The sequence below is a fragment of the Methylomonas sp. PHL2-19 genome (assembly GCF_059331595.1).
Map to the genome: position 1 here is coordinate 127121 of NZ_CP196842.1, position 25905 is coordinate 153025.

General features: G+C 50.5%; 27 protein-coding genes and 1 pseudogene. 6 read left to right on the forward strand and 22 right to left on the reverse strand.

The features are described 5' to 3' along the window. Positions 1 to 4: 4 nt before the first annotated feature. The gene (locus tag ACR02O_RS23940) at positions 5 to 388 is read right to left on the reverse strand and encodes a DUF4844 domain-containing protein (RefSeq protein ID WP_444512323.1); all 384 of its coding nucleotides are present in this window, start codon (positions 386 to 388) and stop codon (positions 5 to 7) included. 3 nt (positions 389 to 391) lie between these two features. Here ACR02O_RS23940 and ACR02O_RS23945 point away from each other — a divergent pair, with 3 nt between their 5' ends. The 3 genes from ACR02O_RS23945 (at position 392) to ACR02O_RS23955 (ending at position 1917) form a co-directional block, all read left to right on the forward strand. Beyond that, on the forward strand, positions 392 to 865 hold the full coding sequence (locus tag ACR02O_RS23945) for a phage integrase N-terminal SAM-like domain-containing protein (protein ID WP_444512324.1): 474 nt from the start codon (positions 392 to 394) through the stop codon (positions 863 to 865). Between the two features lie 435 nt (positions 866 to 1300). After that, positions 1301 to 1639 (forward strand): type II toxin-antitoxin system RelE/ParE family toxin, encoded by a 339-nt coding sequence (locus ACR02O_RS23950; protein WP_444512325.1) that lies wholly within the window; start codon positions 1301 to 1303, stop codon positions 1637 to 1639. Further along, positions 1636 to 1917, forward strand: a complete 282-nt coding sequence (locus tag ACR02O_RS23955; RefSeq protein WP_444512326.1) for a helix-turn-helix domain-containing protein — start codon at positions 1636 to 1638, stop codon at positions 1915 to 1917. Before ACR02O_RS23950 ends, ACR02O_RS23955 begins: the two co-directional genes overlap by 4 nt. 176 nt (positions 1918 to 2093) lie before the next feature. Here the strand turns inward: ACR02O_RS23955 and ACR02O_RS23960 are convergent, their stop codons facing one another. The 4 genes from ACR02O_RS23960 to ACR02O_RS23975 form a co-directional block, all read right to left on the reverse strand. After that, entirely contained in the window at positions 2094 to 2615 is a 522-nt protein-coding gene (locus ACR02O_RS23960) for a hypothetical protein (RefSeq protein WP_444512327.1), read from the reverse strand. A gap of 6 nt (positions 2616 to 2621) precedes the next feature. Next, on the reverse strand, positions 2622 to 3854 hold the full coding sequence (locus ACR02O_RS23965; protein WP_444512328.1) for an RHS repeat-associated core domain-containing protein: 1233 nt from the start codon (positions 3852 to 3854) through the stop codon (positions 2622 to 2624). Between the two features lie 515 nt (positions 3855 to 4369). Next, positions 4370 to 5110, reverse strand: coding sequence for a hypothetical protein (locus ACR02O_RS23970; protein WP_494523502.1), 741 nt, complete (start codon positions 5108 to 5110; stop codon positions 4370 to 4372). 4 nt (positions 5111 to 5114) lie between these two features. Continuing rightward, entirely contained in the window at positions 5115 to 7124 is a 2010-nt protein-coding gene (locus ACR02O_RS23975; protein WP_444512330.1) for an RHS repeat-associated core domain-containing protein, read from the reverse strand. Between ACR02O_RS23975 and ACR02O_RS23980 the strand changes: the two are divergent. Further along, a pseudogene (locus ACR02O_RS23980) lies at positions 7107 to 7928 on the forward strand (IS5 family transposase); the annotation flags it as partial. The gene ACR02O_RS23975 and the pseudogene ACR02O_RS23980 overlap by 18 nt on opposite strands. A 424-nt stretch (positions 7929 to 8352) precedes the next feature. On the opposite strand, the gene ACR02O_RS23985 reads toward ACR02O_RS23980, so the two are convergent. From ACR02O_RS23985 to ACR02O_RS24005, 5 genes are all read right to left on the reverse strand, one after another. Then, positions 8353 to 8640 (reverse strand): hypothetical protein, encoded by a 288-nt coding sequence (locus ACR02O_RS23985; RefSeq protein WP_157770370.1) that lies wholly within the window; start codon positions 8638 to 8640, stop codon positions 8353 to 8355. 2 nt (positions 8641 to 8642) lie between these two features. Next, positions 8643 to 8984 (reverse strand): hypothetical protein, encoded by a 342-nt coding sequence (locus ACR02O_RS23990; protein WP_444512331.1) that lies wholly within the window; start codon positions 8982 to 8984, stop codon positions 8643 to 8645. A gap of 89 nt (positions 8985 to 9073) precedes the next feature. Then, positions 9074 to 12181 carry an SNF2-related protein gene (locus tag ACR02O_RS23995; protein WP_444512332.1) on the reverse strand — a complete coding sequence of 1036 codons (3108 nt, stop codon included), beginning with the start codon at positions 12179 to 12181 and terminating at the stop codon, positions 9074 to 9076. Position 12182: 1 nt separating this feature from the next. Continuing rightward, positions 12183 to 13061 (reverse strand): hypothetical protein, encoded by an 879-nt coding sequence (locus tag ACR02O_RS24000; protein WP_444512333.1) that lies wholly within the window; start codon positions 13059 to 13061, stop codon positions 12183 to 12185. A 71-nt stretch (positions 13062 to 13132) separates the two neighbouring features. After that, positions 13133 to 13435: a hypothetical protein gene (locus tag ACR02O_RS24005; protein ID WP_494523503.1), complete on the reverse strand. Its 303-nt coding sequence runs from the start codon at positions 13433 to 13435 to the stop codon at positions 13133 to 13135. Between the two features lie 263 nt (positions 13436 to 13698). On the opposite strand from ACR02O_RS24005, the gene ACR02O_RS24010 reads away from it, so the two are divergent. After that, the gene (locus ACR02O_RS24010) at positions 13699 to 15618 is read left to right on the forward strand and encodes a helicase-related protein (protein WP_444512334.1); all 1920 of its coding nucleotides are present in this window, start codon (positions 13699 to 13701) and stop codon (positions 15616 to 15618) included. 96 nt (positions 15619 to 15714) lie between these two features. Beyond that, a complete protein-coding gene (locus tag ACR02O_RS24015) occupies positions 15715 to 17409 on the forward strand; it encodes a zinc ribbon domain-containing protein (protein ID WP_494523504.1) in 1695 nt (564 codons plus the stop codon). A 103-nt stretch (positions 17410 to 17512) separates the two neighbouring features. On the opposite strand, the gene ACR02O_RS24020 is transcribed toward ACR02O_RS24015, so the two are convergent. The 12 genes from ACR02O_RS24020 to ACR02O_RS24075 form a co-directional block, all read right to left on the reverse strand. Then, positions 17513 to 18109 (reverse strand): hypothetical protein, encoded by a 597-nt coding sequence (locus ACR02O_RS24020; RefSeq protein WP_319960911.1) that lies wholly within the window; start codon positions 18107 to 18109, stop codon positions 17513 to 17515. 100 nt (positions 18110 to 18209) lie between these two features. Then, the gene (locus ACR02O_RS24025; RefSeq protein ID WP_444512336.1) at positions 18210 to 18527 is read right to left on the reverse strand and encodes an H-NS histone family protein; all 318 of its coding nucleotides are present in this window, start codon (positions 18525 to 18527) and stop codon (positions 18210 to 18212) included. A gap of 30 nt (positions 18528 to 18557) precedes the next feature. Beyond that, positions 18558 to 18860: a WGR domain-containing protein gene (locus ACR02O_RS24030; protein ID WP_306305925.1), complete on the reverse strand. Its 303-nt coding sequence runs from the start codon at positions 18858 to 18860 to the stop codon at positions 18558 to 18560. Between the two features lie 18 nt (positions 18861 to 18878). Then, on the reverse strand, positions 18879 to 19616 hold the full coding sequence (locus ACR02O_RS24035) for a PRTRC system ThiF family protein (RefSeq protein ID WP_494523521.1): 738 nt from the start codon (positions 19614 to 19616) through the stop codon (positions 18879 to 18881). Between the two features lie 64 nt (positions 19617 to 19680). Next, the gene (locus tag ACR02O_RS24040; RefSeq protein ID WP_494523505.1) at positions 19681 to 19896 is read right to left on the reverse strand and encodes a hypothetical protein; all 216 of its coding nucleotides are present in this window, start codon (positions 19894 to 19896) and stop codon (positions 19681 to 19683) included. 35 nt (positions 19897 to 19931) lie between these two features. After that, on the reverse strand, positions 19932 to 20561 hold the full coding sequence (locus ACR02O_RS24045) for a PRTRC system protein A (RefSeq protein WP_444512338.1): 630 nt from the start codon (positions 20559 to 20561) through the stop codon (positions 19932 to 19934). 11 nt (positions 20562 to 20572) lie between these two features. Then, positions 20573 to 21343 carry a PRTRC system protein B gene (locus ACR02O_RS24050; protein WP_444512339.1) on the reverse strand — a complete coding sequence of 257 codons (771 nt, stop codon included), beginning with the start codon at positions 21341 to 21343 and terminating at the stop codon, positions 20573 to 20575. Further along, complete coding sequence (locus ACR02O_RS24055) at positions 21336 to 22472, reverse strand: hypothetical protein (protein ID WP_494523506.1); 1137 nt, start codon at positions 22470 to 22472, stop codon at positions 21336 to 21338. Before ACR02O_RS24055 ends, ACR02O_RS24050 begins: the two co-directional genes overlap by 8 nt. A gap of 171 nt (positions 22473 to 22643) precedes the next feature. After that, entirely contained in the window at positions 22644 to 22859 is a 216-nt protein-coding gene (locus ACR02O_RS24060) for a PRTRC system protein C (protein WP_444512341.1), read from the reverse strand. Between the two features lie 11 nt (positions 22860 to 22870). Next, the gene (locus ACR02O_RS24065) at positions 22871 to 23308 is read right to left on the reverse strand and encodes a hypothetical protein (protein WP_444512342.1); all 438 of its coding nucleotides are present in this window, start codon (positions 23306 to 23308) and stop codon (positions 22871 to 22873) included. A gap of 2 nt (positions 23309 to 23310) precedes the next feature. Beyond that, positions 23311 to 25245, reverse strand: a complete 1935-nt coding sequence (locus ACR02O_RS24070; protein WP_444512343.1) for a PRTRC system ParB family protein — start codon at positions 25243 to 25245, stop codon at positions 23311 to 23313. A gap of 277 nt (positions 25246 to 25522) precedes the next feature. Continuing rightward, positions 25523 to 25882 carry a DUF6876 family protein gene (locus tag ACR02O_RS24075; protein ID WP_444512344.1) on the reverse strand — a complete coding sequence of 120 codons (360 nt, stop codon included), beginning with the start codon at positions 25880 to 25882 and terminating at the stop codon, positions 25523 to 25525. Between the last annotated feature and the right edge of the window lie 23 nt (positions 25883 to 25905).

The following is a 25905-nucleotide window of genomic DNA, read 5'->3' on the forward strand; positions in this document are numbered from 1 at the left end:
AGGGTTAGCCACGACTGAATAACCGCAACAGAGTTGATAGCCAATAGCCATAGAGCCACCGATTTAACAATGGCCCGACTTTGACGCCCACACATTGTCCCAATTGGTTGTAGTAGAAGCAGAGATATTCTCGGTCTTCGGTATCGAACGGCTTTTCGACAGAACGAAGTGAGGTCGCGATACAAGCTTTGAGCTGAGTCGGCTGTGCACCACGTTGCACGAGCAACGACAGGTCTGTGGCGCACTCATTGAGTGCGGCCGCCATAGGTTGTGTTACCGATGCGGGCGACGGATTGATAAGACGAAACTCTGGCTCGATGCACCGAAACTTTTTTGTGTCTCGAAAAGCAGCTAGAGCAGAGAGCATAGTGTTGGCGTCGGAGTTCATTGAGTGACTAACTATCGATTATCAGGCAAATCTGCCCGACAAGTTGATATTCCGGGTCTTTTCTGGCGCTTTTGCCCTGATGGCAGCCGATTCGCACACACATGCCTTAATAACCTTATATTCGCCATAGATTCGGAAGGAATTGCCTCTATAAATAATAAGCGCCTCACTATATTTGTTAATCATTTGAAGTCAAGCACAAAATCGCCGATCTTGCTGGAAGATGTTATTGGGATCGTGCGGCTCAAGCATTATCCGCCGTATACCGACCGCACCTATTGTGAGTGGATCAAACAAGTTCATGAAGTTTCATCGACTGGCGAAAGGGCTGCTTTGTTTGAGGATGCGGAGGCCAAGATCGCGACGTTTTTGAGCTATCTGGCCACCCAGCGTCAAGTGGCTTCTGCCACGAAGAATCAGGCGATGACAGCAGTGCCGGCGGCGGTGGCGTATTGGTTCAGGCCGTTGCTGGTGTAGCTGCGGGTGCCGTTGGTGTAACCGGTCCATTGGTAGCTGTCGTTCGTCCAGCTGGCCGCCTTGATGTCTTGCACCTGGTTGCGGGTGTAGCTCCAGGTGTTGTCCTGGGCGGTGCCGGCCAGGTTTTGGGTCAGGCTGGATAGCGCCGACTGGGTGTCATAACCGTAGCCGGTGGTGGTGCCGTTACCCAGGGTGACGGTGGTGCGCCGCGACAGGTCGTCGTAGGCGTAGCTGGCCAGGCTGACGGTGCCGTTCTCCAGCAGGGCGGTCGGCCGGTTCAGGGCGTCGTAGCTGGCGGTGATGTAGAACGGGGTGGCTTCCGGCCAGGTGGTGCGGGTGCGGATCAGGCGGCCGTCGGCATCTTAGGCGATGACCATCGCGTGCCGGTAGGCAAAAAACTTGTTGGAATATACGAAATTTTGTATATTCGTCCCCATGATGAATCCGAAACCTATCAACTTCCTGGGTAATGCGCTTGAAGAGCTTCGCGCATTCCCGGTATCCGTGCGGCGAGAAGCGGGTTTTCAACTCGACCAAGTGCAACATGGATACGAGCCTAGCGACTGGAAACCAATGAATACGGTGGGGTCGGGGGTTAAAGAAATTCGAATTCGCGACGTGACCGGAGCGTTTCGCGTGCTCTATGTCGCTAAATTTTTCGATGCTATCTACGTCATACACTGTTTTCAGAAGAAAACCCAGAAAACCAGCCAGTCGGATATCGATCTGGCCGCCAAACGTTATCGTGAGTTACTCAAGGAGCTTAACCAATGACCAACGAATCATTTTCCAGTGTCTGGAACGCAATCGAAGACACACCCGAAGAAGCCGAAAATCTGAAACTTCGCGCAAAGCTAATGATGGATTTGACAGATTACATTACTCGAACCGGATTGAACCAAGTCCAAGCCGCCAAACTGTTCGGCGTGACCCAGCCTCGTATTTCAGACCTGGTGCGTGGCAAAATCAACTTATTTGGGCTGGATGCCTTGGTTAACATGGCGGCCTCCGCCGGTTTACATATCGAGATGCGCGTGCTGGACGCGGCGTAACAATTTCCACCAATGAACTTATCCTGTCCGGAGGTCATTCGGACGTATTGGTAGGCTGTGGTTTCGCCGCCTGTAGTAGCGTTAAGCAGGCGACGTTTTAATCACATGCGTCCGAATACGCTTCGCTATTCGGACCTACGCGGGCTTACTACCGCTCCGAATCCGCCTTACGTCCTTCAGATCTTACCCATCAAAAACTCAAACCCTTTTACCCAAGCACCATGCTTTTTATTGCCTTGAGCTAGCCATGAAGCATCGCCGATTGACCACGCAATTGGATCAAAATGAATCTCACCAAAACCTATCAAAATTGGTAGGTTATACGATTGATCCGTCTTAGGTTTCTTTAAAATGTTCCAGGCTACTTTGCCTTGACCATGCTCTAATAAAAGTCGAGCAACAAGCAAACCTAAATCAGCCGCGACAGCATATCCTTTATTTGTTAACTTTCTCCCTGCCGGCAATGATGTAACAAATTGTTCATTAAGCAACAATTCCTCCAATTTTTCTTGAGCATTAAATAACAAAATATTGGGGGGGTCTTGGTCATTTAATTTAAGAAAATCCAATACCCCATTAACCCTTGAATCAAAGTTTGCTAAGAACCACTTAAAATAAGCTTCAGCCTCTGCCTTAGACCATTCTCGCGGTTGCTTTTCAGCCAACTCTATAGGTGGCGCAAATACTGGGTATTCCATAGAAATCTAATGTATACAAACTGTAATTCCACAACTTTCAAGTCTCTGTAGTAGAGGAGCCGTAGGACCAATCCCTGTCTTACCTTGGAAAAAGTGCCATTCGACAGAATTCACCCCACTAACAGGATTATTTAATAATTCTACATCCTTGCTAATTTGTAATTCAATCCTGCTAGACAAAGAAGTTCGACCAACTTTTGATTCCATGGCCACACCATCCACTAAGTTATCTAAATACCTAGTCCCTAATGACGTACTTTTACTAACTTCTCGAGCACCGCCATACACACTATTTAAAAAATCAGCAGCGGCATCCCCGGCTATTTTATTTGCTTGAATACTACTTTTTATTGCCGCATTTTCTAATACCGCCCCCGATCCCCCGCCCACAAACAAACTGGGCACGGTATAGGTCATGGCGATATAAGGATTACTGGTGGAGGCTTGGCCGAAGGCGTTAGCTGTCGTCCTGGCTTCCGTCATGTAATTGCTCGCCAGCATTTTGGCATCGGCCGCAATCAACCCACTCGGATCATTGCGATTAAACGGATTATTCCCCACATAGGCATACAGATTCAAGTCATCCTGGTAACCAATCGGATCGGTCTGCAAAAACCGGCCAATCGCGGGCGAGTACATCCGGGCTTTGTAGTAGTACAGGTTCAGCGGTCCCAGCAGCTGCTGACCGGTGTAGCGGAACCGGACGCCGGTGGTGGCATTGGGTTCGCCGTAAGGGCCGTAGCTTAAGGTGGCGGTACTGGTACCGGCACTGTTGGCGGTGGCGACGATGCTGCCTTGGTGGTCGCTGTATAACCAGGTTTTGTCGGTGGTGACGGCGCCTTCGTACCAGACCAGCGGTTGGTCGACGCCGGGGCCGTGCACGTAACGCCGCAGCAGGGTACCGGCGCTGTCGTACTCGGCGATGAGATCGACGCCGTCGTAGGCCAGGTTGGTGACGACGCCGGCCAGGGTGGTTTGACTCAGGCGTCCTACCCCGTCGTAGGCCAGGCTGTTGGCCGAGCCGGTTTTGTTGGCGCTGGTCAGTTGGTTGTCGAGGTTATAGGCGTAAGTCCAGACTCCGTCGCCGCCCAGGTTGCCGTTGGCGTCGTAGCTCAGCGTGCTGCCGGCGGCGGTGGCGTATTGGTTCAGGCCGTTGCTGGTGTAGCTGCGGGTGCCGTTGGTGTAACCGGTCCATTGGTAGCTGTCGTTCGTCCAGCTGGCCGCCTTGATGTCTTGCACCTGGTTGCGGGTGTAGCTCCAGGTGTTGTCCTGGGCGGTGCCGGCCAGGTTTTGGGTCAGGCTGGATAGCGCCGACTGGGTGTCATAACCGTAGCCGGTGGTGGTGCCGTTACCCAGGGTGACGGTGGTGCGCCGCGACAGGTCGTCGTAGGCGTAGCTGGCCAGGCTGACGGTGCCGTTCTCCAGCAGGGCGGTCGGCCGGTTCAGGGCGTCGTAGCTGGCGGTGATGTAGACGGGGTGGCTTCCGGCCAGGTGGTGCGGGTGCGGTTGCCGGCCGAGTCATATTGGTAGGCCAGGGTTTTGCCGCCAGCGCTGGTGCGAATAAGACGAACATCGGCGTCGCGAACGATGCGCCTGACGGCAGCATCCTATTTGGCACACGTTATCGCGTTAATCGGCTTTTTGGTGGGGCAAGGGAAAAAATAATCGCGTTTACGAGGCGTACTGATCGCGAACGATGCGCCTCCTTGCGTCGGCACATCTAATCGGGTTGCGACCTATAGCCTTTATGATTTTCACAAACCAAAAATATTGGCCAACAAACTTTGTTGTTCCGCAGGTCGCATTTCGGTTGCCCATTCGGTCGGCCAAACCAATTTGGGCAAGCCTAATTGCGCGGCATGTTGCTCTGCTTCCTCTCGACATAGCACGACGCAATGAGAATCGGACATACGGGCCTGCAATAACTTAATTCTAGCCCAATGCGCTTTTTCCCAATCCCGTACAGGATATTTGGCTTTTGGGCCGCAAACATCAGCAAAATACTTTTCGAGCTTGTTCAAATAAGGCAAAGCAGATGGATCGCCCTGACATAAGTACCAGAAGGCGATATACCAATTAACGGCCCAATGTTTTACGTTTTTGTTAAACCAAATTAATGCCTTTATTATCGTTTCATCATCAAGTGGTTGAATGAACGAGATTGGCGTTTCGGTTTCGATGCGTTCGGCAATGAGGCTTGCAAAGCTCTGATCCAGTGGAGTACCTTTCGGGAAAGTCCACTCCCTACGTCCATTTATTACATTCAAACTTGCCGTCCCTGTCATAACAATTTCCGTATTGTTTGCCCCCACGACATAAAGCGTGGGGAAAACTTCAATCCAGCCGCTACGCGAAGTACCTATCCCTATCCATTGCACCAAATGCCCTCGCATTCTGAGCACAGTTCTATTGCCATGCACTGCGGTATATTCATCTGGCAGCAATGGCAATAACTGTGTCTTTACAAACTTTGCTAGGTCTTTGGCTTTGTACATAGGCTTATTTGAGAGCTCCTCCCAAAAGATATCCGGAATTAAAGGCGGCACCGCCACCGGACCAGCTTCCCGGTCTGGGGACATTATGTCCGCCAGAGGTAACCGTATACACAGGAGTACCTGCTGGTAGATTGCTGTTATACCGATTCATCTGGGCATTGGATATCCCTGATTGACCGGTTTTCAGATCGTAAACAGCAGTAGGGTTTTCAATTTTTCCCAATACGGCGTCTGGATTTGAGCTTCCTTTCGGCCTGTAATTACCATTCCAAAAACCGCCAACATATGAAGTTTCCCCGGAAAGGTTCTTGCCACCAGCCCCCGCAGCCAAAAGATCATCAAATGCGCTATGCACCTTCATTCCATAGCTCTGTGCGGTTCCGCCCGCAGAAACGGCGTTACTGGCTTGTTGAGCAACATCCACAAGTTTATTGCCGGCACGATAGGCTTGTCCCGCTCCTGTAGCGAATGGAAGTGCCGCGCCTGCGATATCGGCCGCTAACGCACCGGTATGCACAGCCCAATTAGCGCCGCCATTCGCGTAAAGATCGTAACCTAAAACCCCGATGTCATACGCTATAAATCCGATATCCAGCAGTGTATCAGGCGTGAAAAACTGTCCTGAAGGATCCCTCCGATTAAACGGATTATTCCCCACATAGGCATACAGGTTCAAGTCATCTTTGTAGCCAATTGGATCGGTCTGCAAGAACCTGCCGATGGCAGGCGAGTACATCCGGGCTTTGTAGTAATACAGGTTGAGCGGGCCCAGCAGCTGCTGGCCGGTGTAGCGGAAGCGGACGCCGGTGGTGGCATTCGGTTCGCCGTAGGGGCCGTAGCTCAAGATCGCCGTGCTGGTACCAGCACTGTTGGCGGTGGCGACGATGCTGCCTTGGTGGTCGCTGTATAACCAGGTTTTGTTGGTGGTGACGGCGCCTTCGTACCAGACCAACGGTTGGTCGACACCGGGGCCGTGCACGTAACGTCTCAGCAGGGCGCCGGCGCTATTGTATTCAGCCACCAGGTCGCTGCCGTCGTAGCTCAGGTTGGTGACGACGCCGGCCAGGGTGGTTTGACTCAAGCGGCCTGCCCCGTCGTAAGCCAGGCTGTTGGCCGAGCCGGTTTTGTTGGCGCTGGTTAATTGGTTGTCGAGGTTATAGGCGTAGGTCCACACCCCGTCGCCGCCGAGGTTGCCGTTGGCGTCGTAGCTCAGCGTGCTGCCGGCGGCGGTGGCGTATTGATTCAGGCCGTTGGCGGTGTAGCTCCGAGTACCGTTGGTGTAGCCGGTCCATTGGTAGCTGTCGTTCGTCCAGCTGGCCGCCTTGATGTCTTGCACCTGGTTGCGGGTGTAGCTCCAGGTGTTGTCCTGGGCGGTGCCGGCCAGGTTTTGGGTCAGGCTGGCCAGCGCCGACTGGCTGTCGTAACCGTAGCCGGTGGTGGTGCCGTTACCCAGGGTGACGGTGGTGCGCCGCGACAGGTCGTCGTAGGCGTAGCTGGCCAGGCTGACGGTGCCGTTCTCCAGCAGGGCGGTCGGCCGGTTCAGGGCGTCGTAGCTGGCGGTGATGTAGAACGCGGTGGCTTCCGGCCAGGTGGTGCGGGTGCGGTTGCCGGCCGGGTCATATTGGTAGGCCAGGGTTTTGCCGCCGGCGGTGGTGCTGGTCAGGCGGCCGGCGTTGTCGTAGACATAGCCGATGGCGTAGCCGGTTTTGTTGGCGGCGGTTTTGCGGCCCAACAGGTCGTAACTGAAGCTGATGTTGTCGGCCGCAGTCGGATAGGTCCGGCTCAGCAGACGGTTCAGGTTGTCGTAGGCCAGGGTTATGCTTTGGCCGTTACGTTTGCGGATACTGGTAACGTTGCTGTTGGCGTCGTAGGCCACTTGTTCGTAGTCGGTCGCCGAGGAAGCACCGGCGGTGACTTTGTCCGGATACAGGGTTTTCAGTTTGCGGTCGTGACCGTCGTATTGGGTGGTGGTCAGCTGGTTTTTGGCATCCTTGACTTGAATGCCATGCTGCATGTGCACTTGGCCCAGATTGTCTACAACTATTCGGATCCGGGCATGGAAGACGCGTTGTACGAAATTGAATCGCTACGGCGCTTTTGCGGTATTCGCCTGGAAGCGGTGCCCGATGAAAGTACCATTTTGCAGTTCCGCCATCTGTTGGAAGCCCACGGATTAACCGAACAGATTTTCGCAGCCATCAACCAAACGCTGGGGGAACGCGGCCTGTTTTTAAGAGCCGGCACCATCGTCGACGCCAGCCTGATTGCCGCGCCGACCTCGACCAAAAACCAAGACAAAGCGCGTGACCCGGAGATGCATTCGAGCAAGAAAGGCAACCAATGGTTTTTCGGCAGCAAATTTCACATTGGCGTCGATAGCGAAACCGGCTTGGTGCATACCCTCACAGTCACCTCTGGCAATGTCAGTGACGTGGCCGAAGCCGCCAACCTGCTGCACGGCGAAGAACAATTCGTGCAGGGCGACGCCGGCTATCAAGGCTTGGACAAGCGCCCCGAGATGCCGACCGAAAATCCACCCGTGTGTGTCATTGCGATGCGCCCTGGCAAGCTGGCCAAGTTAACTCAGGACGATAGCGAAGAAGTCCGGCAATTGCGCGAGGCCGCCCGCGAACTGGCCAGCCGCCGGGCCAAAGTCGAACACGTGTTTCGGGACATTAAAGTCCGATTTGGTTACGCCAAAAATCGCTATCGCGGTTTAGCGAAAAATGCCGCCCGTTTGACCTTCCTGACCGCGATTGCCAGCGCGCTACGCGGTGATGCATATGAACGTCGCTGCCTCATTGCGTCTGAAATTTGAAAATAGGCCCAAAAAACGGCTTGTTCTCGAGAAAATCCGGCTGTTTTGATGAAAAAACGGTCGATTATTGAAATCTTTGACCTATCTTAGAAATTACTGTCGTTCAAAACGGCAGTTTTTCAGAGGTTCCTTAGCCGTTCATTAGATTATATAGAAATACAGAGTATTATAATTTATATTCCATCAGAACCGTTTAATAAGGAAACTAAATATGCGTACATCGAAATCGCCACAATCCGTCTCCCAGATTCGTTCTTCATCAAGCTTCCAATCCTTTGCTTCCTTGATGGCGGCGAACGGGGTAAGACAACCGATCGAATCATTATTCTCAACATAAACGGCGCGAAAAGGCGAATAGTCTAATATCAGACGTCTAAAATGGTCTGACAATGCGCTATAAGATACATACGTCTTGAGTTTAACTTTAATCAATCCTACATAATTCGCTAACATAACACCCACTTACAGCATAATAAATATTATCGTGATCAGGTTGTCGCAGCTCAAAACCGATATCAGAATCGCTATGAATTAACCGGTCTAATAAAATATAGGCAATATTACCTTGCTTGTCCGTTCTAATCTCAAGGCATTTAGCCGTGATCGCCATAGAAAGTCCAGAAAGCCGAATATAGACGGTTTCAGCTAGACCATGTTCATCAGGAACTATCTGAATTTCATTAATGGTTTTGTATGGTTTTAAAGCATTCATTATTAACTTTCTATACGGACTCTTGGTGTTTTGTCGCCCGGTATTATAGGCAATGATATTTCCTCGGGGTGACCATCAAGGGAGCAGAACGAGCCTTCACAGACGGCATATCCAGCCGGCCAGCCCTTTTTCCATTCAAACCGGACTATCGGTTTATTTTCGCATTGATCGGCAAAGGCCAACACCTCCACATGACGCTGTTTTGCGCGTGCCCACAACTCGTCCGGATAATCGTTTGCACCGCCAGAACCGCCGCCATTCAATATTCTATGAGGGTGTGCGCTATTGTTCTCATATTCAGATAGAGGGGCATCAGACGGGAAATAATAACTAACTGAAAACATAATTCATACCTCCGTATGTACAAGTTAACAACCGCATAACCAGCGGTTTTAATAATTCTGATAAATAGATCGGCTTTTTAGTTATCCTCTCACGCCGCCCGTTTAATGCAAGCCAAGGTTTCTCTTAGTTCTGGAATCGAGTTAATGAAGCGGTAAATGAAGGCGTCGAAATGTACAAAATCCGCGCCGTCGACCTGATCGCCGTAATCCAAGCCGGCTTCGCTGGCGATTTTCTTCCACGACACCAATTGACTCATGTACTCGTCGATGCTGCCGGTTAATTCCAGGAAATAACAATTCACCGCATATTTTTGTTGGGGCCGAATTAATCGGTAAATGGCTTGGCTTTCTTCTCTCGCCTTATAGCTGCGGTTGTAGAAGATGACACTATTGAGCATCGGCAAATTCAATCCGTCTTGTGTGACACCCAAGCTGGCCAGCATGACCTGATCGGTGCCGTTGCGGATGCGGTCGTTTAGCCGGCTAGTCCGCTTGTCGATAGTTTCCTCCCCGGAAAACACCAAATGACTGATCCCGGATTGGTCTAACGCTTTTGACAGTCTGCGCAGCACCAAAGGATTGCGCGCAAAAACAATCGGTCTCAAATTTTGTTCGACCTGCTGTTTCACCAGTTCAATACACGCCAGTTCTTTGGTGGTCAGCTCCGTGAAACCCCGGCCGTAGCCGGAGACGATGCTAGGGGTATTGGCCGCCTTGAAACAGGCCTCAAGCCGTGCCAGGATCATGGTTAAATTGAGCGCTTTCTGTTGGTCTGTTTGTGCCTTGGCGTATTGCCGGTACCAACTGGCGAATTCCTCAGCGGTTTTGATGTAGAGCACTAAATGATCGATTGCCCAATCGACCTTAATCGGCGGGTGTAATCTAGGCTCCGGAAAGTGAACATACTTGGCCACGTCCGGTTCTTGTTGCACGCGGCGCTTAACCAATGGGGCTATCCAGGCTCGGTAATCGTTGAGATAGGCCGGGTTGATTTTCGGTATTTCACGCTTGGCGCCCCGTTCGTGAGTATCCTTGAATTCGTTGGTTGCCCATTCCAGCGTTACATAGCGTTTGGCGAATTCATCCCGGCCGGTCGGTTGAAACTCCGCACTGGTGAACAAGCGCCGCTCCAGAAAGCCGCCTTTTAAGGAAAAAGGTTGATAGGCGCGCTCCTGACCAGCGGTGAATGCCGCCAGGCTTTGCGATTCTCTGACATAGTTAGGAAACGGCGTGCCATCGAATATATACCGCCGTTTGGCGCCCAAGCACCAAACCGCTTGGCTTTGCTGAGAAAATTGATTCGCCAGCAGCCCGCCTTCGTCGCAAATCACGTTCTTAATCCGTTTTCTCAGGGCTTTAGCCAGGGTTAATTTCGGATAGCGTGGGTCAAAAGGGCGCTTTAGGCGTTCATAGCTGATGACATTAAGTTTGTTAAGTGCGGAAAGATCGGAACGCTCCCGAATGATCGTGTAATCGTTGAATCCCAGTGTTTGAAGTTCATTTTCCATTTCGGCCACTAAGCGCGATTTCAGCACGATAAGTGATCTTCCCTCCAGTAATAAGGCCAATGAAATGGCCAGCCGAGATTTACCAAGCGCCATTTGCCAAGCACAGATCGCCCCGCGAGGCTTAAACGCCAATTCGCATAAGTCCTCTAGCTGAAAATCCCAGGTTAACCAGCGATCAATCCCTAATGCCTGGGCCTTGATTTTTAACCGGTCGATATCGCGGGGAAAGCTATGCGCGATCGGAGGATAAATCGTTTCCCAGTAACCGGCGTCGATTACCTCGCTTTGCGGCACAAAGTAATCGAAAAACCGCACTTCGTCGCAGGTAAAGGCGCCGCGCGATGTGGTCACCACAAACCCGGATGATTCTCGCTTTGCCTGAACTGTATCGCCTTTACGAACCACCGACACCGGTTCAGCGGGATCGATGAAACCCATCTTGCCAGCAATGGCGCTAAATTGGGGTGTGCCTTTTCGGTACACCGTGCGACTGAACGGGATTTGCATCTTGGCGTTTTCCCGAATAATCGCTTTCAGGCCGCCGATCAGTTCCGTTGAAATGATCGGTTGTCCGCCGGCAGCGCGTATGGTTTCCGAGACCTGCCGCAAAGCCAGGAAAGGATCCGGCTGAAGGCTAATTACATCTAAATTGATTTGAAATTGACCAGCATAGCGGGTCGATCTTGGATAGCGGTGAGTTTCTGTCGAATACAGACGGCTCCGATACAAGGTATTCATAACCCGGCCTTCGGTGGCGCCATCGCGAAATTTGAGCTTAATCCAGCGTCCAGCCCGACCGAGGATCACCGTTTTATCGTCGCTGAGCGGCGTCGTCACGACCGCCTTGCTACTTTCCACCAACACGGGACGAATCGGGAAGGTCGATTTCCCTAACTCTTCACGGGTACGGCAGGACAAATTTTCCAAATAAGGCGGTATCGATTCGGGTGTGATGGTGTCCCGAACAATGCGTTGATCATGCGCTGGATTGCGGTGGTCTTCCGAGCCGAGAATGAGTAATACCGTGTTCACCGATTCGACATTTTCAGCCTGAAACGTATCGCGGGGTAGAACAAATACCGCCCGGAGCCGGGCACGATAGGCCGGGATCGATTCGACTAAGGCCATGACAGAGGCCGGCACCACGGCCGCGACGATATCGCAATGGGCTAGGGCTTGAGCGAGTGCGTATTCATGGGATAAAGCCGAGGTGTTGGGGCCGTGTTTCCCGTAATGCGTGATCCCTTCGTAAGCGTGCATATGCGGGCTGGATAGCGTGATCGAGAAAGGCGGATTAATCAGCGCCGCGCTAAATCGGTCTAGCTCTACGTTCTCCATACCGGCGGCAACGAAATCCGTTTCGAATTTTGTGGTGTCGATGATTCGAATGACCTGGTTTAACAACGCTTCGTCGACATCCAAGCCGCATAAATGGAAGCGTTTCGGATCGGCAAACCGGAACAGCCCGGCATTGCCGAGACTGTTATCGAGCAAGCGGTACCGCTGTTGTTCATCGAACGCTGGTTGTATAACGTTCCACAGGTAGCGAGTCAGCCAAGCCGGCGTAAAAAACTGCGATAGTGTTTCTTTCCGTGTATCGTGTAAGCCGGCCAGCGAACCGGGTTTCTCTGCTTGGCTACCTCTGGAAACCAGTCGGCCCAATTCGGCGGGTAAATACACCTGCTCCATCTTACGCCGCCTGCAAGGTATTCATTCTGGCGACGATCGCCGCCGCTTGAGTCTCGAAACCGTTGAGCATTAAAAAAGCGGTTAAGGCTTCAAAAGCGCTGCGAGTGAAACGATACTCCACCTTGTCTTTAAAACAGGCGATTTGTAGCGAAGAGCCTTTACCAAACACGGTTCGAGACTCAATCTTTGAAGATGAATAAGTTAATCCCTTAACAGCGCTAACATACTGCGCAAAACTGGACTCTAAATCGATACCGGTATCGTTTAGAATTAATCGAAATGCGCTTAGAATATTACCGTAGCGATCATGACATTGCCTATCGAAGCTATGATTCCAATTCGGCGCATAAGTTTGACAAATGAACCAACCGTTTTTGGCATAAAACGAAAAATGTCGGTCAAAATGCTTTAATCCGAATTCATCGACAATACTTGTTGCCAACATTGACAGTCCTTCGCTTTCTAAGTTTTTGATCTGCTCCTTGATTGATTGGGTGATACCGGCAAAATCGACATATGACAGATAAACCGAAACTAACTGTTTGTCGTCATTCAAACTGCCTTCCGAATGACGAATGTAGTATTCGCGAATTGAATTATCGCTATATCGATCGGAAATTATTTTATACAGACCGGTTTCAACGCTAATTCTTGCCGGTGTTCCATTCGAAAGCTGTCGTGTAAGTTGTGTGCAAAGTTCATTAATCACCTGCTCGGCAACAGACTCTATGCAATGACCAATGTAATAGGCGGATGTCGTTTTATTATCGATACCCAAAACGCTCAGGAATTGAGCATTTTTAATCAGATCGAATCGAGATTCAATCATTTCATTTAATCGATCAGTAATAACTGTTTCAAGATTCTCTAGAGAAGCCATATCGTGATACCTTGTGGTGATTAAGTAATGTTTTAACGGTAATACAAAACCAAAACTATGCAACCCTTGTTTTATTGTTCTGGTCGCTCACCTTTAATGAGAGAATAAACCAATCTCTTAGCCCCTTCAAAACCGTGGAATAGCGAAACACATTCAAAAATTGGATCGCCATTATTAACACTTCCCACAAAACATTTCACCAGTCTTATTTGTAATGGGTGATAGTCTGTTTTCGCCCGTTCATTGGTTATCATGTAAGGACAGTACATTATTTGATAGCAAACTCCATTGACTGATATGGTTATAAAGGCCACACCAGGACCGGAGTGATATGGAAAGTGTTTTTCGTCTGGTAATAGGGTATTTGAATCCATTAGTGTCTCGCAAAGTTAAATTGAAGTTTAAGGCCGGATCACTAGACGTAAATTAAGTTAATCCCACTGGCACAAAGTACTCGTGATGGACAAATACGCAATGGGGTAAGCCGATCAACAAGCGACGGGAATAGCACGGCTCAATTTGCAACAGCCTTGTCAGAATAAGACAAACAGACACAAATATTGAATAGTTGCATATATCTTAAGTCATGAGAGCATTAATCCTGCACAGACAAAACAAGTGAAAGAGGATTAAAACCATGACACTGGGTAAACTAAAATCACTCGGTATTTCTGCGACATGGCAATTGCCACTATTACTACCGAAGACGTATATTGATTTGCGAGAACAGGCTATCGTTGATTCGTACGCCGACTGGCAAGAAGGAAAGGATTGTGTTGTACGTGGAATATTGTCAAATTATACGGCCACAAATGGCGTTGTACCGAGTCGACTCACCCTCAAACTGGTCGATATAGCTGATCGCTCAATTAGCGCGACTTTTTTCGGTAACACTAAATACCATCTGTCTATAGTGGCTGTGAAAATAAATCGCCCGATAGTAATTACTGGCACGATGAGTTATTTCTCAGGTTTGCCTATCCTAAAAAATCCTCAGTGGCTGAATGAGGTTAACGTGGGCAGGATAATGCCAATCTATCCGGGAAAAACCAGCGTAATCAAACCCGAAACGGTATTCGATCAGATGCAGGAATTGCTCCCCGAAGCAATACCAATGTGCGCGGAAAGGTTGATAGATGAATTAAATTGGACCCTTGACGAAGAATCCGCAAGAGTCGGCTTGGTACTCACAGGCAAAGGTGGCGCCAAACTGGCCGATTTGTTAAGGACAATTCATAGTCCACCGACGCCTGAAATCGGTACCAATGCAGTTAAGCTGCTAAAACTGGTGGCGACATGGAATGTACTGCAACGCGCGAAACGCGAGGCGCAAAGGCCGCCAAACAGCCATACAGCATTAGCGATCGAATCCGGACTGCCAGCCCGATTGTTATCGGAAACATCTTTGACACCGACCGAAGAACAAAGAATGGTTGTCGAGGAAATTTGCCAAGACATGCGCTCGGATATTCCAATGAACCGGCTGTTGTCAGCTGACGTAGGCTTCGGAAAAACCTATGTGGCGGCCGCGGCCGCTGCCGCGGCGTTCCGATCTGGTGGCACCGTGGCTTGGTTATGTCCCAATCAACCACTCGCTGTACAAACGCGGGACGCGATTTCCGGATGGTGGCCGGACCTTGCGCCGTCGTTGGTGATTGGAAGTCAGGGAAATTCTGGTTTTGAAGCCCGCTTTGTAATCGGCACCACAGCACTTTTGCATCGCATGCCGAAAAACCGATTGATCAATTTGCTCGTCTGTGACGAATCGCAGAAGTTTGGACTCGCTCAAATCCAGGCATTAATTGGCGATCGAACCCATTTTCTAAACTGCACAGCAACCTGTATTCCGCGTACAGCGGCTCTGGCAACCTTCGCCGGCATGAATGTTTCGCGCTTAACCAAACCGCACATCCAAAAAACAATCAAAACGCGACTAGTTACCCGCACCCATCGCAATCAATTGTTCGAATCACTTAAGCGTACTATTTTGGCCGGCCATCAAGCCTTAGCAGTGTATCCTTTGGCGGAATCGTCCACTCAGTCGATCAAAGACCGTAAATCCGCAGAAGGCGCATTCAAACTTTGGAACACGATATTTCCAGGACGCGTGCGTTACATTCATGGCAAGTTATCGGACATTGATAAACTGGATGCGGTACAGGCCATGCGTGACAATCACGCGGACCTACTTATCAGCACCACGGCGATCGAGACCGGTATCGATTTACCGCGACTACGCCACGTGGTCATCGTCCATCCGGAACGGCTCGGCCTCAATACCTTGCATCAAATTCGCGGCCGAGTGGCCAGGGCTGGCGGATTCGGCCGCTGCGATTTGTATTTACCAAAGGACATTGAGCCGGACTCGCTAAAGCGCCTGGAGATTCTGATGCGCTATACCGATGGCTTCGACGTTGCTCGCGAAAACATGCGACTGCAAGGCATTGGCGACATTGGTTCGTCCGGCCTGGCGCAATCTGGGCAAACCGAAAGCTTTATTCCTGGTCACAAGATTAATTTCAAGGAAATTAACTGGGTCATTCGTCGTTGGCTGTGATATTTATCTGAAAGTCCATTTATGATTAGAACTTACAAATATAGCCTCAAGGCGCCAGAAAATTTCGCCGAAGACTGCGAAAATGAGCTTCGCCGGATGAACGATCTATGGAACAGGCTGATTGAGATAGATCGGCAAAGAGAGCGGTCATTTAAGGATTTATGCCGATCAACGTCGGCGGAATATGCCGCAGCGCAAGACGAAATCGAAGCGTTGCGGGAACCGATTGACAATCTTTACGATGCGATCAGAGCTGAACGCATTGCCACCCGAAGCAAAGAGCCGTCAGACGAATTGCGCGTCAGAAAAGACGAGCTACTAGGCCGGCGAAAGGCGCTTTGGGAAATCTGCAAAGCCATTCAGAAAGCGATCCCGAAAGAATCTCAGGCACCGATAAATGAAGTCTACAAGACCAATGTGAAACTGGCCCGCCAGCAAAGCGGTTGCTTTTGGGGAAATTACAACGCTGTGATCGAGTCATTCGAAACAGCGAAATCAATGGCAATCAAAGACGGCGGCCGGCTGCACTTCAAGTCCTTCGACGGCTCAGGTCGATTCGTCAACCAAATTCAGGGTGGGATGACTGTTACCGAATTACTGGCCGGCAGTCACTCGCAAGCGCAGTTGACCAACTTGGTCACCACCAATAAAACCAAGGGTCGATTCGCATTCACCGCTTTTACCGGAAAAGACGACGCAGGCAAGCGGTTCCGCCGCCAACTGTTCAGCGAAATCAATTACCACCGGCCAATACCTGCGGACGGAGTTATCAAGGCGGTCGAAGTCGTCAAAGTGCCGCACGACGGCAAGCAGAAATACAAATGGCACGCCTGCTTTACTGTTGCCCTGCCAGAGGTTGACATCGAGCATCCAAAGCGGAACATTGTCGGAGTTAATCTTGGCTGGCGGCAATTCGGCGGGCGTCTACGGGTTGCCGTTGTCGTCGATGATGCAGGCAAAAAAACCGAATATTTCGTTCCGGCAGAATTGGTTAGCAAATTCGAAGCTGCCGAGACAATCCAAAAAGCCGCAGACGATGCCCGAAATGAAATGCTGTCTTGGCTACGCACCTTCTACCAGGATAACCGAGACGAGGCGCCGCTAGAATGGCGCAAGTCGATCCAAGAATTGCTGAGAAATAGGCCTTCGGTAGATGCCGCCAATCATTTGATGACTATCTGGCGTGAATGCGTGTTTGCCCAAGAAGAGTCAAGGCGTTACGCAGCGTGGCTAAAGTCAGATGCCGCATTGCGCCGATCATATACTGGATGCCGGCAAAACGCCGTGAAATGGCGGGAGGAAATCTATCGCCACATCGCCAAAGAACTGGCAGAGCGCTATGCCGTTCTAGCGATAACCGATACGCCGCTCAGTACGATGTCGAGAACCAAGGCGAAAGACGATTTAGCTGTCGATAATGCGCTGCCCGAATCCGCCCGGAGAAATCGCGTAGTCGCCGCAATCTACTCGCTGAAAGAATGGATAGGCAAACAAGCGGCAAAAACCGGATCAACTGTCGAAACGATCACCGGCAAAACGACGGCGACATGCCACAAATGCAGCTACGTCGCCGAGAAAAGGCTTCGCGGCTCGCAATACGCTACTTGTAAAAGTTGCGGTTCCGAATTGGAGCTGGACGAAAACGCGGCGATTAACTGCCGAAACCACGCGAGCGGTGCAGTGCTAATCTCAGATAAACCAGAGAAAACCGGGAGATTTCAACGTGCTAAAATGGCCGAAAATGACACCGCTCGCAAAATAGGTGACAATGCCTCGCCTCTCGTGACTTAGGCGAACGCCAGTTACAAACCCTGCTCATTGGGCTGGTTAATGAGACAAATCGCCATGCTCCTTTTTGAATAATTTCCATAAATAAACTCTAACCAATATTGTTTCATTGAAGATAATTTGGTCTATTACCCCGAATGATGTGACCCTTGTCATCAATGCGACCCTCCTTGCGCAACGTTTTAACGAGCAAGCTGCGCAAGTACGCATTCATTGCTATTTTTCGATTTTCATCCGTTAAATCGGTCATATCGAGTTTGCAATTTCGACCTTGGTCTTGGCACAAGTCGGCCCGGATTTGGTATTGCGGACATTCATCGAGAAACTGGTATTTTTTACCACCCCCGCATAACTTCCACATCTGGAAATACTCACCAGCCGTTAAGAACTCGCGTTCTCTGAGAATTTGCCCCCAGATCCGCTCGTCAAGCTCGACACCGGGCGGCGGAGATTGTCTGAAACAAGGAAGCTTTCCGACGGCCGCGACATCCAGATCGCCGTCGTCCAAGGTATCGCCCATATTGAACCGAAAAGCCGGCGTGTTCGGCGAATATGCCCGCCAAGGATAACGACTATGCGTTGGGTACCTTGGCGTAACGGCATACAAACTGTCGGCTTCCTCCCGGCAGGCCGCATATTTTTTTGCCCGATCGTCGGCGTCAGGTTTTAGCGCAATGTGAGTCGCGCAGCCGTTTAGACCCATACTGGCCAACAAACCGAATAGAACGCAAGCCTTAGAACGCATAGTCCTGGGCGGATCTAGCTACGGCCGTACAAAGCCCGCCTGGAATGAGCCGGAGAACTCATATTAAAAATTCCTCTTTGCTCCGCCCGGCCCCTAATAATTCCTTCATCCATTTTGGCGCAACACCACGACCTGTCCAGGTTTGGGTTGCATTAGCCGGGTTGCGATATTTCGGTGCAACTTGGGTGTTGCGAGAGGCTTTTGTTTTCACGGTGGCATCAATAATCTCCACCGACACATTAATCGAAGCCGCTAATTCTTTAATTTGAGCGATCACCTGTTCTCGCTTTTCGCTGATTCTCGCACTGAGCTGCCTTTTTGCGCTATTGATAATATCGAGCAATTCGTCTTCGGATTTACCATCAAATTCAAGCATTATTTATTCCTTAATAAAGAAACTAAAGTATTAACACGTTATCGCGGCTAACGTATAGCCTCTGCGCTGTTTTGTTCGCAGTATGTCATTTTGAGCCTTTATCGCCTCTTCTTCCGATTCATACCAATTGGAACGCACGGTTCCGGGCGATCCAACCCGGCCCCACTCCCTTACTAAAGACCAGTCGCTAAAAATACCGGGTGATATCGTCAGCGCATAGAATCGATGAATATTCGAATCCGCATCATGGCGTTCAAGGTAAATACCGCACATAAGAATAACGTTAGAAAGAAACGACATTATTAATATACGATAAAAATGAAGAATCGTCATCCGTATTTCTGAAAAAGACTAAGCGATGTTAATCGGTATTTGCGAGCCTTTTGTAATATCAAGATAGGCACCTTGCCAATTTAAGCCGCCATTGCGCAATAAACCCCAAATCAGTTGCATCGCCACATTTGCGATCGCGCGGTTAATGGGTAACTCTTGGCTGGCTAATGCTTCCTCCATGCTACAAGACGGTGTATTCGAATCGACCATTCCATTTAATTCGGGGTGAAAATCATATACGGACGGCAAGGTAATCTGGCAATCATCGTGATGCGACAACCGCCCTAAAATCACTTGGCCGGTATGTGCGCCATTGCCGGTATCCAACCATAGCGTTCTGCAGTGTGTAGAACGGCAACACTGGCTTAAATCGGCTCTAAATTGCGCCACGTCCACACACGTAATCACCAGATCGAAATATTCCGGCTTATTGCATGCAATAGAAAACATATCAGGAATTCCGATCCAATCCTGACCATAGAGATAATTAATACGCTGAATGGTGAGTACGGCTTTATTGTGGCCTAAATCGCTCGGATAGAAGGCCTGCCGGCCAATATTAGGCCTTTCGACTTGATCGCCATCCCATGCCGTCACATGAAAACCGGCATGTCCCAATTCGCGGATCGCATAATCGATTCTCGCCAAACTGGTCAATACTTCCGATCCAGTGCCACCAACGCCAATCAGCGCAATCTTAACGCGATTTTCAAGCCAGTTTGCGGGGGTATAGAATTTAAACATAGTCGGTTTCATATTCAATTTCAAACGTAGTGTTAAATACTACCCGGTTCATCACCGATGCACTTAGAATAAGCCATTAGCTTGCTGGCCTATTATTTTCAAGGCGCCCTTGGCCGACCAACAAGTCGCGTTCGTGCGCTCTGAACACTCGGCTGATATCGTTAATGCCGCAATTTTCAAATACGGCAACAGACCACCAGCCCCAAATAATTCGTGTCATTGGCCCTATTACCTCAATGTACGGTCTTTTTGAAAAGCCGCCTCTTTTGTCTTGCTCCAACATAATAATCATGTCCAAATACTCCCGATCTGAATCCGATCTAGAACTTAATCAAAAAACAACCTGAAATCCTCGCAATCGAAAAAATGGCCGTTTACATTCATTCGAGTAGCGTAATTTTTACGATCGTGGCAATGCCCGATCACTCCGGCGACATAAAAACCGTGCCGATCGGAAACATCGTCCACTCCTGAGAAAAACGCGGGCATCCGGCCGTGGGTATGCACATCCAGGACGATCTCACTACCTTCAGGCAATTCGTTGCGATAGGACACATGCCCTGGCCCGACGCTCTGAATCTCGGGTTCGATCAATGCGTAGCCCTGGTGCAAAACATCCCAAACCACCCATCCGGCCCACTCGTCGGGGCAGGCCGACGTGGCCTTTTGCTCAATGATTTCCAATAACCGAAACGGCATCGCCCCATGTCGAAGCCGAACGCCTTGCGCCCCAAGAACCCCATAGGGCAATTTGATGATCGACTGAGCCACCGGGAGCCTGACTTCGAACACTTCATTGATGGCCTCTAACACCACACCTTCTTGGCCAATCACAAAGCGGTGTTTGCCGAGTTCCGGCGCCGGCAGCTTTTCGCCAAACAGCGGCTGCATATAGGTGGGTGTTTCACCAAACAAAATCCGGTCGCGCGGGTCGGTTAGATAGGCATTCATCATCATCTTCAGTCTGCCTATGCGTGTCTGCTGATAAAGTCTGTAACGGACATTTTTAACGGGTTTAATGCGCTGTTTGGAAATCGCACTGTGTTTTGCGTGGCCAGATCGGCCCAGAATTTGAAACAGTCTTTGGTTTCGACGGCGTCTGCTTGATGGCCGACTTTCAGGCTATGCGGATGATTAACATGGGTGAATGCGCTTTCGAACATTACCGCTTCCCAGGCCGTTAATTGCTCGGCATCGCAATAATCCGGCAATGGCGCACTGCCAGTACACACTCTGCCAACCTGATTAACGTTCATCAAGGGCGCGTGGTAGAGCTTCGTATGCGCCGTAATCCTCCGGTTGCTCGCTAATGCCGCAACCGAGAAATGACTGTTGCTGTTAGCCACCATCAGTAAACGCGGCCAAGGCACCGTCAGCGTTTGCGGCTTCAATCCTACCGGCTTGAATATCATGGGGCGAACTGCGGCCGGGGTCGTCCATGCGATATGCGTGCTGCTGATCGAGACCACCGCCGTTGGCAATAGCGTCGCTTTTCGCAGCGATCTATTCAGGATTTCCCGGAGCAAGTTTTCCAGATCGTCACGCCCCATTAGCTTGCCGGCGCCCACGACCAGCTTACCGTCATCGCCCTCGAAAAATTCATGCGCGGATGAAATCAGTCTGCTACCGCTAACGCCGATCGCCCCAGTCCCTATATGTTTCAGTTCGTGAACGAGAATGGCGGTCATCGGGCTAATTCTGGCCGACGGTTCGACACAGTGTGCAAAAAATTCAGTCATCGTCACCTTGCTGGTTTATTTGAATCATTTCGGCCAAACGAATTAACCCTCTCGCTTTAGCCAGTATCATCAGTTTGTCAGCGGTCTGGTTTAACGCAATAGGGTTCAACGCGATTGAACTCATGGGCGTTTCAGCGGCATTGGCAATGTCTTCGTACAGTTCGGCAGCGAGTGTTTCTTCCCAGTCAAAGCCAAAGCCGATAGCATGACCCACCCCAATGCCGCAATCGCTATAAAAAGACCCGGTGGAGTCAAATATCGTGAATTCGGGGTGATGGTTCTTTTTTATTTTTTCAACGAACCGAATAAACGCGAGGCTTTCTTCGATAAACGGCCACCAGGGGCTGGTGACATAAGCGTCCTGCTGCTTGTGTAAGCGATGAAACGCTCGAATACCTTTCAAATCCGGAATGTCGCCGAAGAGTTTCTCCGGGTCATTGTTAATGATTCGCCGCAGTAATTCGATGCGCTCTTCCAGATAATCCGCATCATCGGTGAATTCGCTGAAGGGATACTGGCCTCGTTCTAGAAACAACTCGGCGAGTTCCCGATCACTGGCGTTATTGCCGCCATCGATTTCGGCTTTCAATTCGCTCAGCTCGTCTTCAAGGAAAAAGCCAATCCCCGTCCGCTGGATATCGCAGGCACAGATGCCGATTTCGCCGAAATCTTGGATATAGCGAATACAGCCAATAACCACCTTCGCCAACGCCCGATCGACTTCGATTAAATCCAACTGCGTGAATCGCGGATTCAGTGCCATCACCAAATCCACAGGCTGTGGGCCGGCCTCGTTACGGCCGTATTCTTCCCTGACTCGGAACTCGAAGGCGATCACTTCAAAATCGTCGTCATCCTCGCCGACGATCGCTTGCGCGACCGCATTCAACTTGGCGTCAATCCGCTTTAAACTTTCCCGGTACAGCCCGGTAAGCGCCTGTGATCCGCCGGCGAAGTGCTCGTCAATTTCGGCTGGCGTTACCAAGCCCATTTCATAAGCTAACAGTATCGCGGTGCTGAACACTGCTCTGTTCTGCCGGAATAACTGGATCGCTTGCTGTTCGACAATCCCGCCAACCAACAACTGCAGGTCGAAGTCCAGGCGCACTTCCTTAAACAATACATTCAAATCAAGGGCAAGGTTTGCGCGGGGACATGGGTTAACGCCGTTCGCTTCAATTTGATCGTTCTCGAAAGCAGGAACAGAACACATACGTTTGAATCCATTAGGCCGTTGTCGCTGTCATCGGTAGTGGGCAAACCACTCGCCCACTGCTGTAATAGGGCAAGATTACCCGTACTATCCTTTGGTTTTGACTTCATGGGTTTTAATCGGAAAGTGCAATTCATCGCCGATCAGTTGCGGCTCGCCCAGCACCGCATTCGCTAAATGCGGATAGGCTTTTCCGTAGAGTTTGACGGCATCGATGGGCGGCAAATTCGGGGCCGGATCGGCCAGCCTGATCGCACCCATTTTGAATACACGTGTGGGTCTTGTCACAATGGCGTCGGACATATTGGCTGACCTCAAAAAAATAAGCTTTTGCTATCGGTGGGAAGATTGGCGCCGACCGGCGCCGTGTCGTTGTCGTTGTCCTCAGCTTTTTTTGGCGTTTGCGCGGCCTTCTCGTTCGCGGTCGATGCCGTTGTGAGACTATTGGCTGTTTTTGCGGCCTCTCTAATGCGAGACATCGCCTGAGCAAACTCACTTTTGCCATCCGACACCCCGTCCACGTACTGTATTAAACAGGCCGGAAAATCCCGGTCCAGATTCGCGGCCATATCGGTGACGCAAAGCGGCATCGATATGGCCGCTCTGACCTGTTCCAATTGCGGGTCGTCAATGCCGGAGGCAGGCCCGTTGAAGCAGGGTTGAATCAACACCGTTAAACGATTGCCTTGGCGGCAGATGGAAAAATCGATTCTTTCGCCATCGCCTAAAATTGTTTCGAACTGTGCAAACATGGTTAAACCTCTAATTCAGGGTCGAGTGTGTGGTGTGGGTTGGCGATGCGCTCGTCGTCATCGTCATCGAACCAACCCGACTCAGGGTTGTTGGTCGCCGACAAAGCTAACGCGCTGCTTGTCATAGCAGCTGTGTGCGTTGGGTTCGAATCGGAGACGGGTTTATCCTCTCCCATGAATTGGATAACGCAAGCCGGGACGAATCCGGCAAAGTCATAGCCACAGCCAAAGACCTCGTCCAAAATTTCGCCATTTTTCTTTTTCATCAGGTTGGCGAAGGTGTTTTTCTCGTTGATACCCTCGTAATAGGTGACAAAAGCCACCCCTTTTCCATTGATCGCTTCCCGTAACAAACCCTCCATCCCCGATTTGGTGAAAGCGCTCAGAAACTCGCGGGTTACGATAAACTCGTCCTGGAGCGCAATATCCATGAACTTGCAAACCCCGGCGGAACCCATCGCCCAAGCTTTGCTCATGGTGGTGTTGATACGTTCATGCTGTCCCAGCAAATGCGTCAGTATCCTCTCGTTGAAGGCCATCATTTCTTCAATACTGAGATAGCCGAATGCGTCGACAAAGTCGCGCAGGGCGCCGAACATCGGCCAGCTCGCTTGTTTCGTTCCGGCGGCAATCGGTAAGGCCTCTTTGGGAAAGGTAGTTTGCACTAGCCGGTATAATGCATAACTGTTGACCAACAGTTTACCGTGCCGATGTTGGACAATGTATTTGGCGCCGGTATCTCGGAAAAAGCCTTCGATGTGTTCGAGCACTTTACCCGGTGTGGCGCCGCTGGTTCCGTCCGATGGCTTATGAGCCGAATCGGCTCGGCCGGGGTTGGCGCCCTTTTTCGCATCGGCACCCGTCGCTGTGACTGTATTCCCGGTCATCGTGGATGAACCCGGATTCGATAAGCTTGCTTGATATCCCCGCACTTTTTGGCCGTGGCAATCCAGGTCAAAACAACAGTCTTCGCTGACTTTCCCCGGCGAATTGGGATTGGTCGAAAGAAGGGCTCCAAAATGTCGACACTGACTACACCCCTTTTCGAATTGCGTTTTGCCCACGCCGTTTTGCCCCGTTTGTAGCACGACCACAAAGCTTTGCGGCGGCTTTTCGGTATCGAGAAACACCGCCGCGTACCGGTCGTGCAAATCGCACTTCCTGGCTTCGACGGCATCCTGGGTTTTTTGGTTGAAACAATCGGGGTTGGCGCATAGGCCGCTTTCAACATGCTCGTCGAACAAGTTCGCTTGCAAATACGAATTGTGATGGCAGGACGCACACTCGGTCCGATCGAAAATCGCGCTTTCCAACGGTCTGGCAAATCGACTCAATCGCGCTTTCAATTCAGGAACCGAATACTGATGCTCGATTAATTTCTCCAGCGTGGCATTTTGAAAATCGGACGGTAGCTGGCATAGCAATTCAGCGTGACCCAGCCGAATAGCTCTCGCTGTCAGGGCATTCAAGACCTCTGTCGAGGCATGTAACAACAGCAGCCTCGCCTCGAACTTCTTGGCAGACCACCCTAGTAACCGCAATGCTTCCGCTCTATCACCGTCGCAGTCGCTGAGTACATTTCGGGCCGCGATCGCTTCTTCGCCTGGACTCATATCGGCTCGCTGGGTGTTTTCAATGGTAGCCACCAGCCGCGCCTGTTTATCGTCCAGGTGACGCACCGCGGCCGGAATTTCGGACAGTCCTGCCGCAACGGCGGCGCGATAGCGGCGTTCGCCGGCCACAACCCAATAGGTTTTGTTGTCCGGTTGAGGCCTAACAACGATTGGTTGTAGAACACCTTCGGATTTAATTGATGCGATTAGTTCCTGCATTTCACCATCACTAAAATAAACCCTGGGATTAAACCCTTCTTTGATTGATATTAAACTGATCGGCAAACTTATAAATTGAATGTTACTTTTTTTATTCGCGGCCATCGATAAGCTCCATCATTATTTGGATTATTGGTATGGTTTATTCGAATAGGCAATATTCGAATCACGAAATAACTGTTACATGGATTTTTGAATATGCAACACCAAAAATGAACGGATATGCATTGTGAAAGCGGGGTCGGCGAATAGTATTCAGATCACAACACTCGCAACCTGATTTCCGAATAAGATGAAAGCGACCGAGATTAAATAAAGAGAGTAAGATCTAAACGCCTCAGCAAACGCCGATGGCTTGTCTTTTAATGACTTATGGATTTATTCAATATTCGCCGGACAACAGTAATACCCTGTCCGTCCAGTAGAATATCCAACGTCCGACCTGTTGGTCGGGCCACGACAAGGAATCCTCGGTCACCCGCTTACCATTTTCGTCGGTCACCGATAACAACGCCTGTCCGGCGCTGCTAGTTAATTCGATCCTGAGCCACGGATAACAATTTGAAAGCGGCGGCAAAACCGACACCGCCCAAGCCAATAATTCAGCCTGTCCGGCGGCCTCGACAAACTCTTTCACGCCTGTGGTAATCCGAATCGAGCTGTGCGCACCGTAGCCATGCCATAGACCGTCGTCGGCTAGACGATAAAGCGTGAGAATCGCGATTAAATTGACTGTGTTCATGACCAATTAGGCCTCAATTCCTA

What these genes read in the sequence shown, in the direction of transcription:
- ACR02O_RS24015 (WP_494523504.1), top strand. Translation starts at nt 15,715, where the DNA reads ATGAACGATCTATGGAACAGGCTGATTGAGATAGATCGGCAAAGAGAG.
- ACR02O_RS23970 (WP_494523502.1), bottom strand. Translation starts at nt 5,110, where the DNA reads ATGTACAAAGCCAAAGACCTAGCAAAGTTTGTAAAGACACAGTTATTG.
- ACR02O_RS24065 (WP_444512342.1), bottom strand. Translation starts at nt 23,308, where the DNA reads ATGTTTGCACAGTTCGAAACAATTTTAGGCGATGGCGAAAGAATCGAT.
- ACR02O_RS24005 (WP_494523503.1), bottom strand. Translation starts at nt 13,435, where the DNA reads ATGGATTCAAATACCCTATTACCAGACGAAAAACACTTTCCATATCAC.
- ACR02O_RS23955 (WP_444512326.1), top strand. Translation starts at nt 1,636, where the DNA reads ATGACCAACGAATCATTTTCCAGTGTCTGGAACGCAATCGAAGACACA.
- ACR02O_RS24060 (WP_444512341.1), bottom strand. Translation starts at nt 22,859, where the DNA reads ATGTCCGACGCCATTGTGACAAGACCCACACGTGTATTCAAAATGGGT.
- ACR02O_RS23995 (WP_444512332.1), bottom strand. Translation starts at nt 12,181, where the DNA reads ATGGAGCAGGTGTATTTACCCGCCGAATTGGGCCGACTGGTTTCCAGA.
- ACR02O_RS23960 (WP_444512327.1), bottom strand. Translation starts at nt 2,615, where the DNA reads ATGGAATACCCAGTATTTGCGCCACCTATAGAGTTGGCTGAAAAGCAA.
- ACR02O_RS23940 (WP_444512323.1), bottom strand. Translation starts at nt 388, where the DNA reads ATGAACTCCGACGCCAACACTATGCTCTCTGCTCTAGCTGCTTTTCGA.
- ACR02O_RS24010 (WP_444512334.1), top strand. Translation starts at nt 13,699, where the DNA reads ATGACACTGGGTAAACTAAAATCACTCGGTATTTCTGCGACATGGCAA.
- ACR02O_RS23985 (WP_157770370.1), bottom strand. Translation starts at nt 8,640, where the DNA reads ATGAATGCTTTAAAACCATACAAAACCATTAATGAAATTCAGATAGTT.
- ACR02O_RS24040 (WP_494523505.1), bottom strand. Translation starts at nt 19,896, where the DNA reads ATGATTATTATGTTGGAGCAAGACAAAAGAGGCGGCTTTTCAAAAAGA.
- ACR02O_RS24045 (WP_444512338.1), bottom strand. Translation starts at nt 20,561, where the DNA reads ATGATGATGAATGCCTATCTAACCGACCCGCGCGACCGGATTTTGTTT.
- ACR02O_RS23990 (WP_444512331.1), bottom strand. Translation starts at nt 8,984, where the DNA reads ATGTTTTCAGTTAGTTATTATTTCCCGTCTGATGCCCCTCTATCTGAA.
- ACR02O_RS24070 (WP_444512343.1), bottom strand. Translation starts at nt 25,245, where the DNA reads ATGGCCGCGAATAAAAAAAGTAACATTCAATTTATAAGTTTGCCGATC.
- ACR02O_RS23950 (WP_444512325.1), top strand. Translation starts at nt 1,301, where the DNA reads ATGATGAATCCGAAACCTATCAACTTCCTGGGTAATGCGCTTGAAGAG.
- ACR02O_RS24035 (WP_494523521.1), bottom strand. Translation starts at nt 19,616, where the DNA reads ATGAAACCGACTATGTTTAAATTCTATACCCCCGCAAACTGGCTTGAA.
- ACR02O_RS24020 (WP_319960911.1), bottom strand. Translation starts at nt 18,109, where the DNA reads ATGGGTCTAAACGGCTGCGCGACTCACATTGCGCTAAAACCTGACGCC.
- ACR02O_RS24050 (WP_444512339.1), bottom strand. Translation starts at nt 21,343, where the DNA reads ATGACTGAATTTTTTGCACACTGTGTCGAACCGTCGGCCAGAATTAGC.
- ACR02O_RS24030 (WP_306305925.1), bottom strand. Translation starts at nt 18,860, where the DNA reads ATGACGATTCTTCATTTTTATCGTATATTAATAATGTCGTTTCTTTCT.
- ACR02O_RS23975 (WP_444512330.1), bottom strand. Translation starts at nt 7,124, where the DNA reads ATGCAGCATGGCATTCAAGTCAAGGATGCCAAAAACCAGCTGACCACC.
- ACR02O_RS24025 (WP_444512336.1), bottom strand. Translation starts at nt 18,527, where the DNA reads ATGCTTGAATTTGATGGTAAATCCGAAGACGAATTGCTCGATATTATC.
- ACR02O_RS24000 (WP_444512333.1), bottom strand. Translation starts at nt 13,061, where the DNA reads ATGGCTTCTCTAGAGAATCTTGAAACAGTTATTACTGATCGATTAAAT.
- ACR02O_RS24075 (WP_444512344.1), bottom strand. Translation starts at nt 25,882, where the DNA reads ATGAACACAGTCAATTTAATCGCGATTCTCACGCTTTATCGTCTAGCC.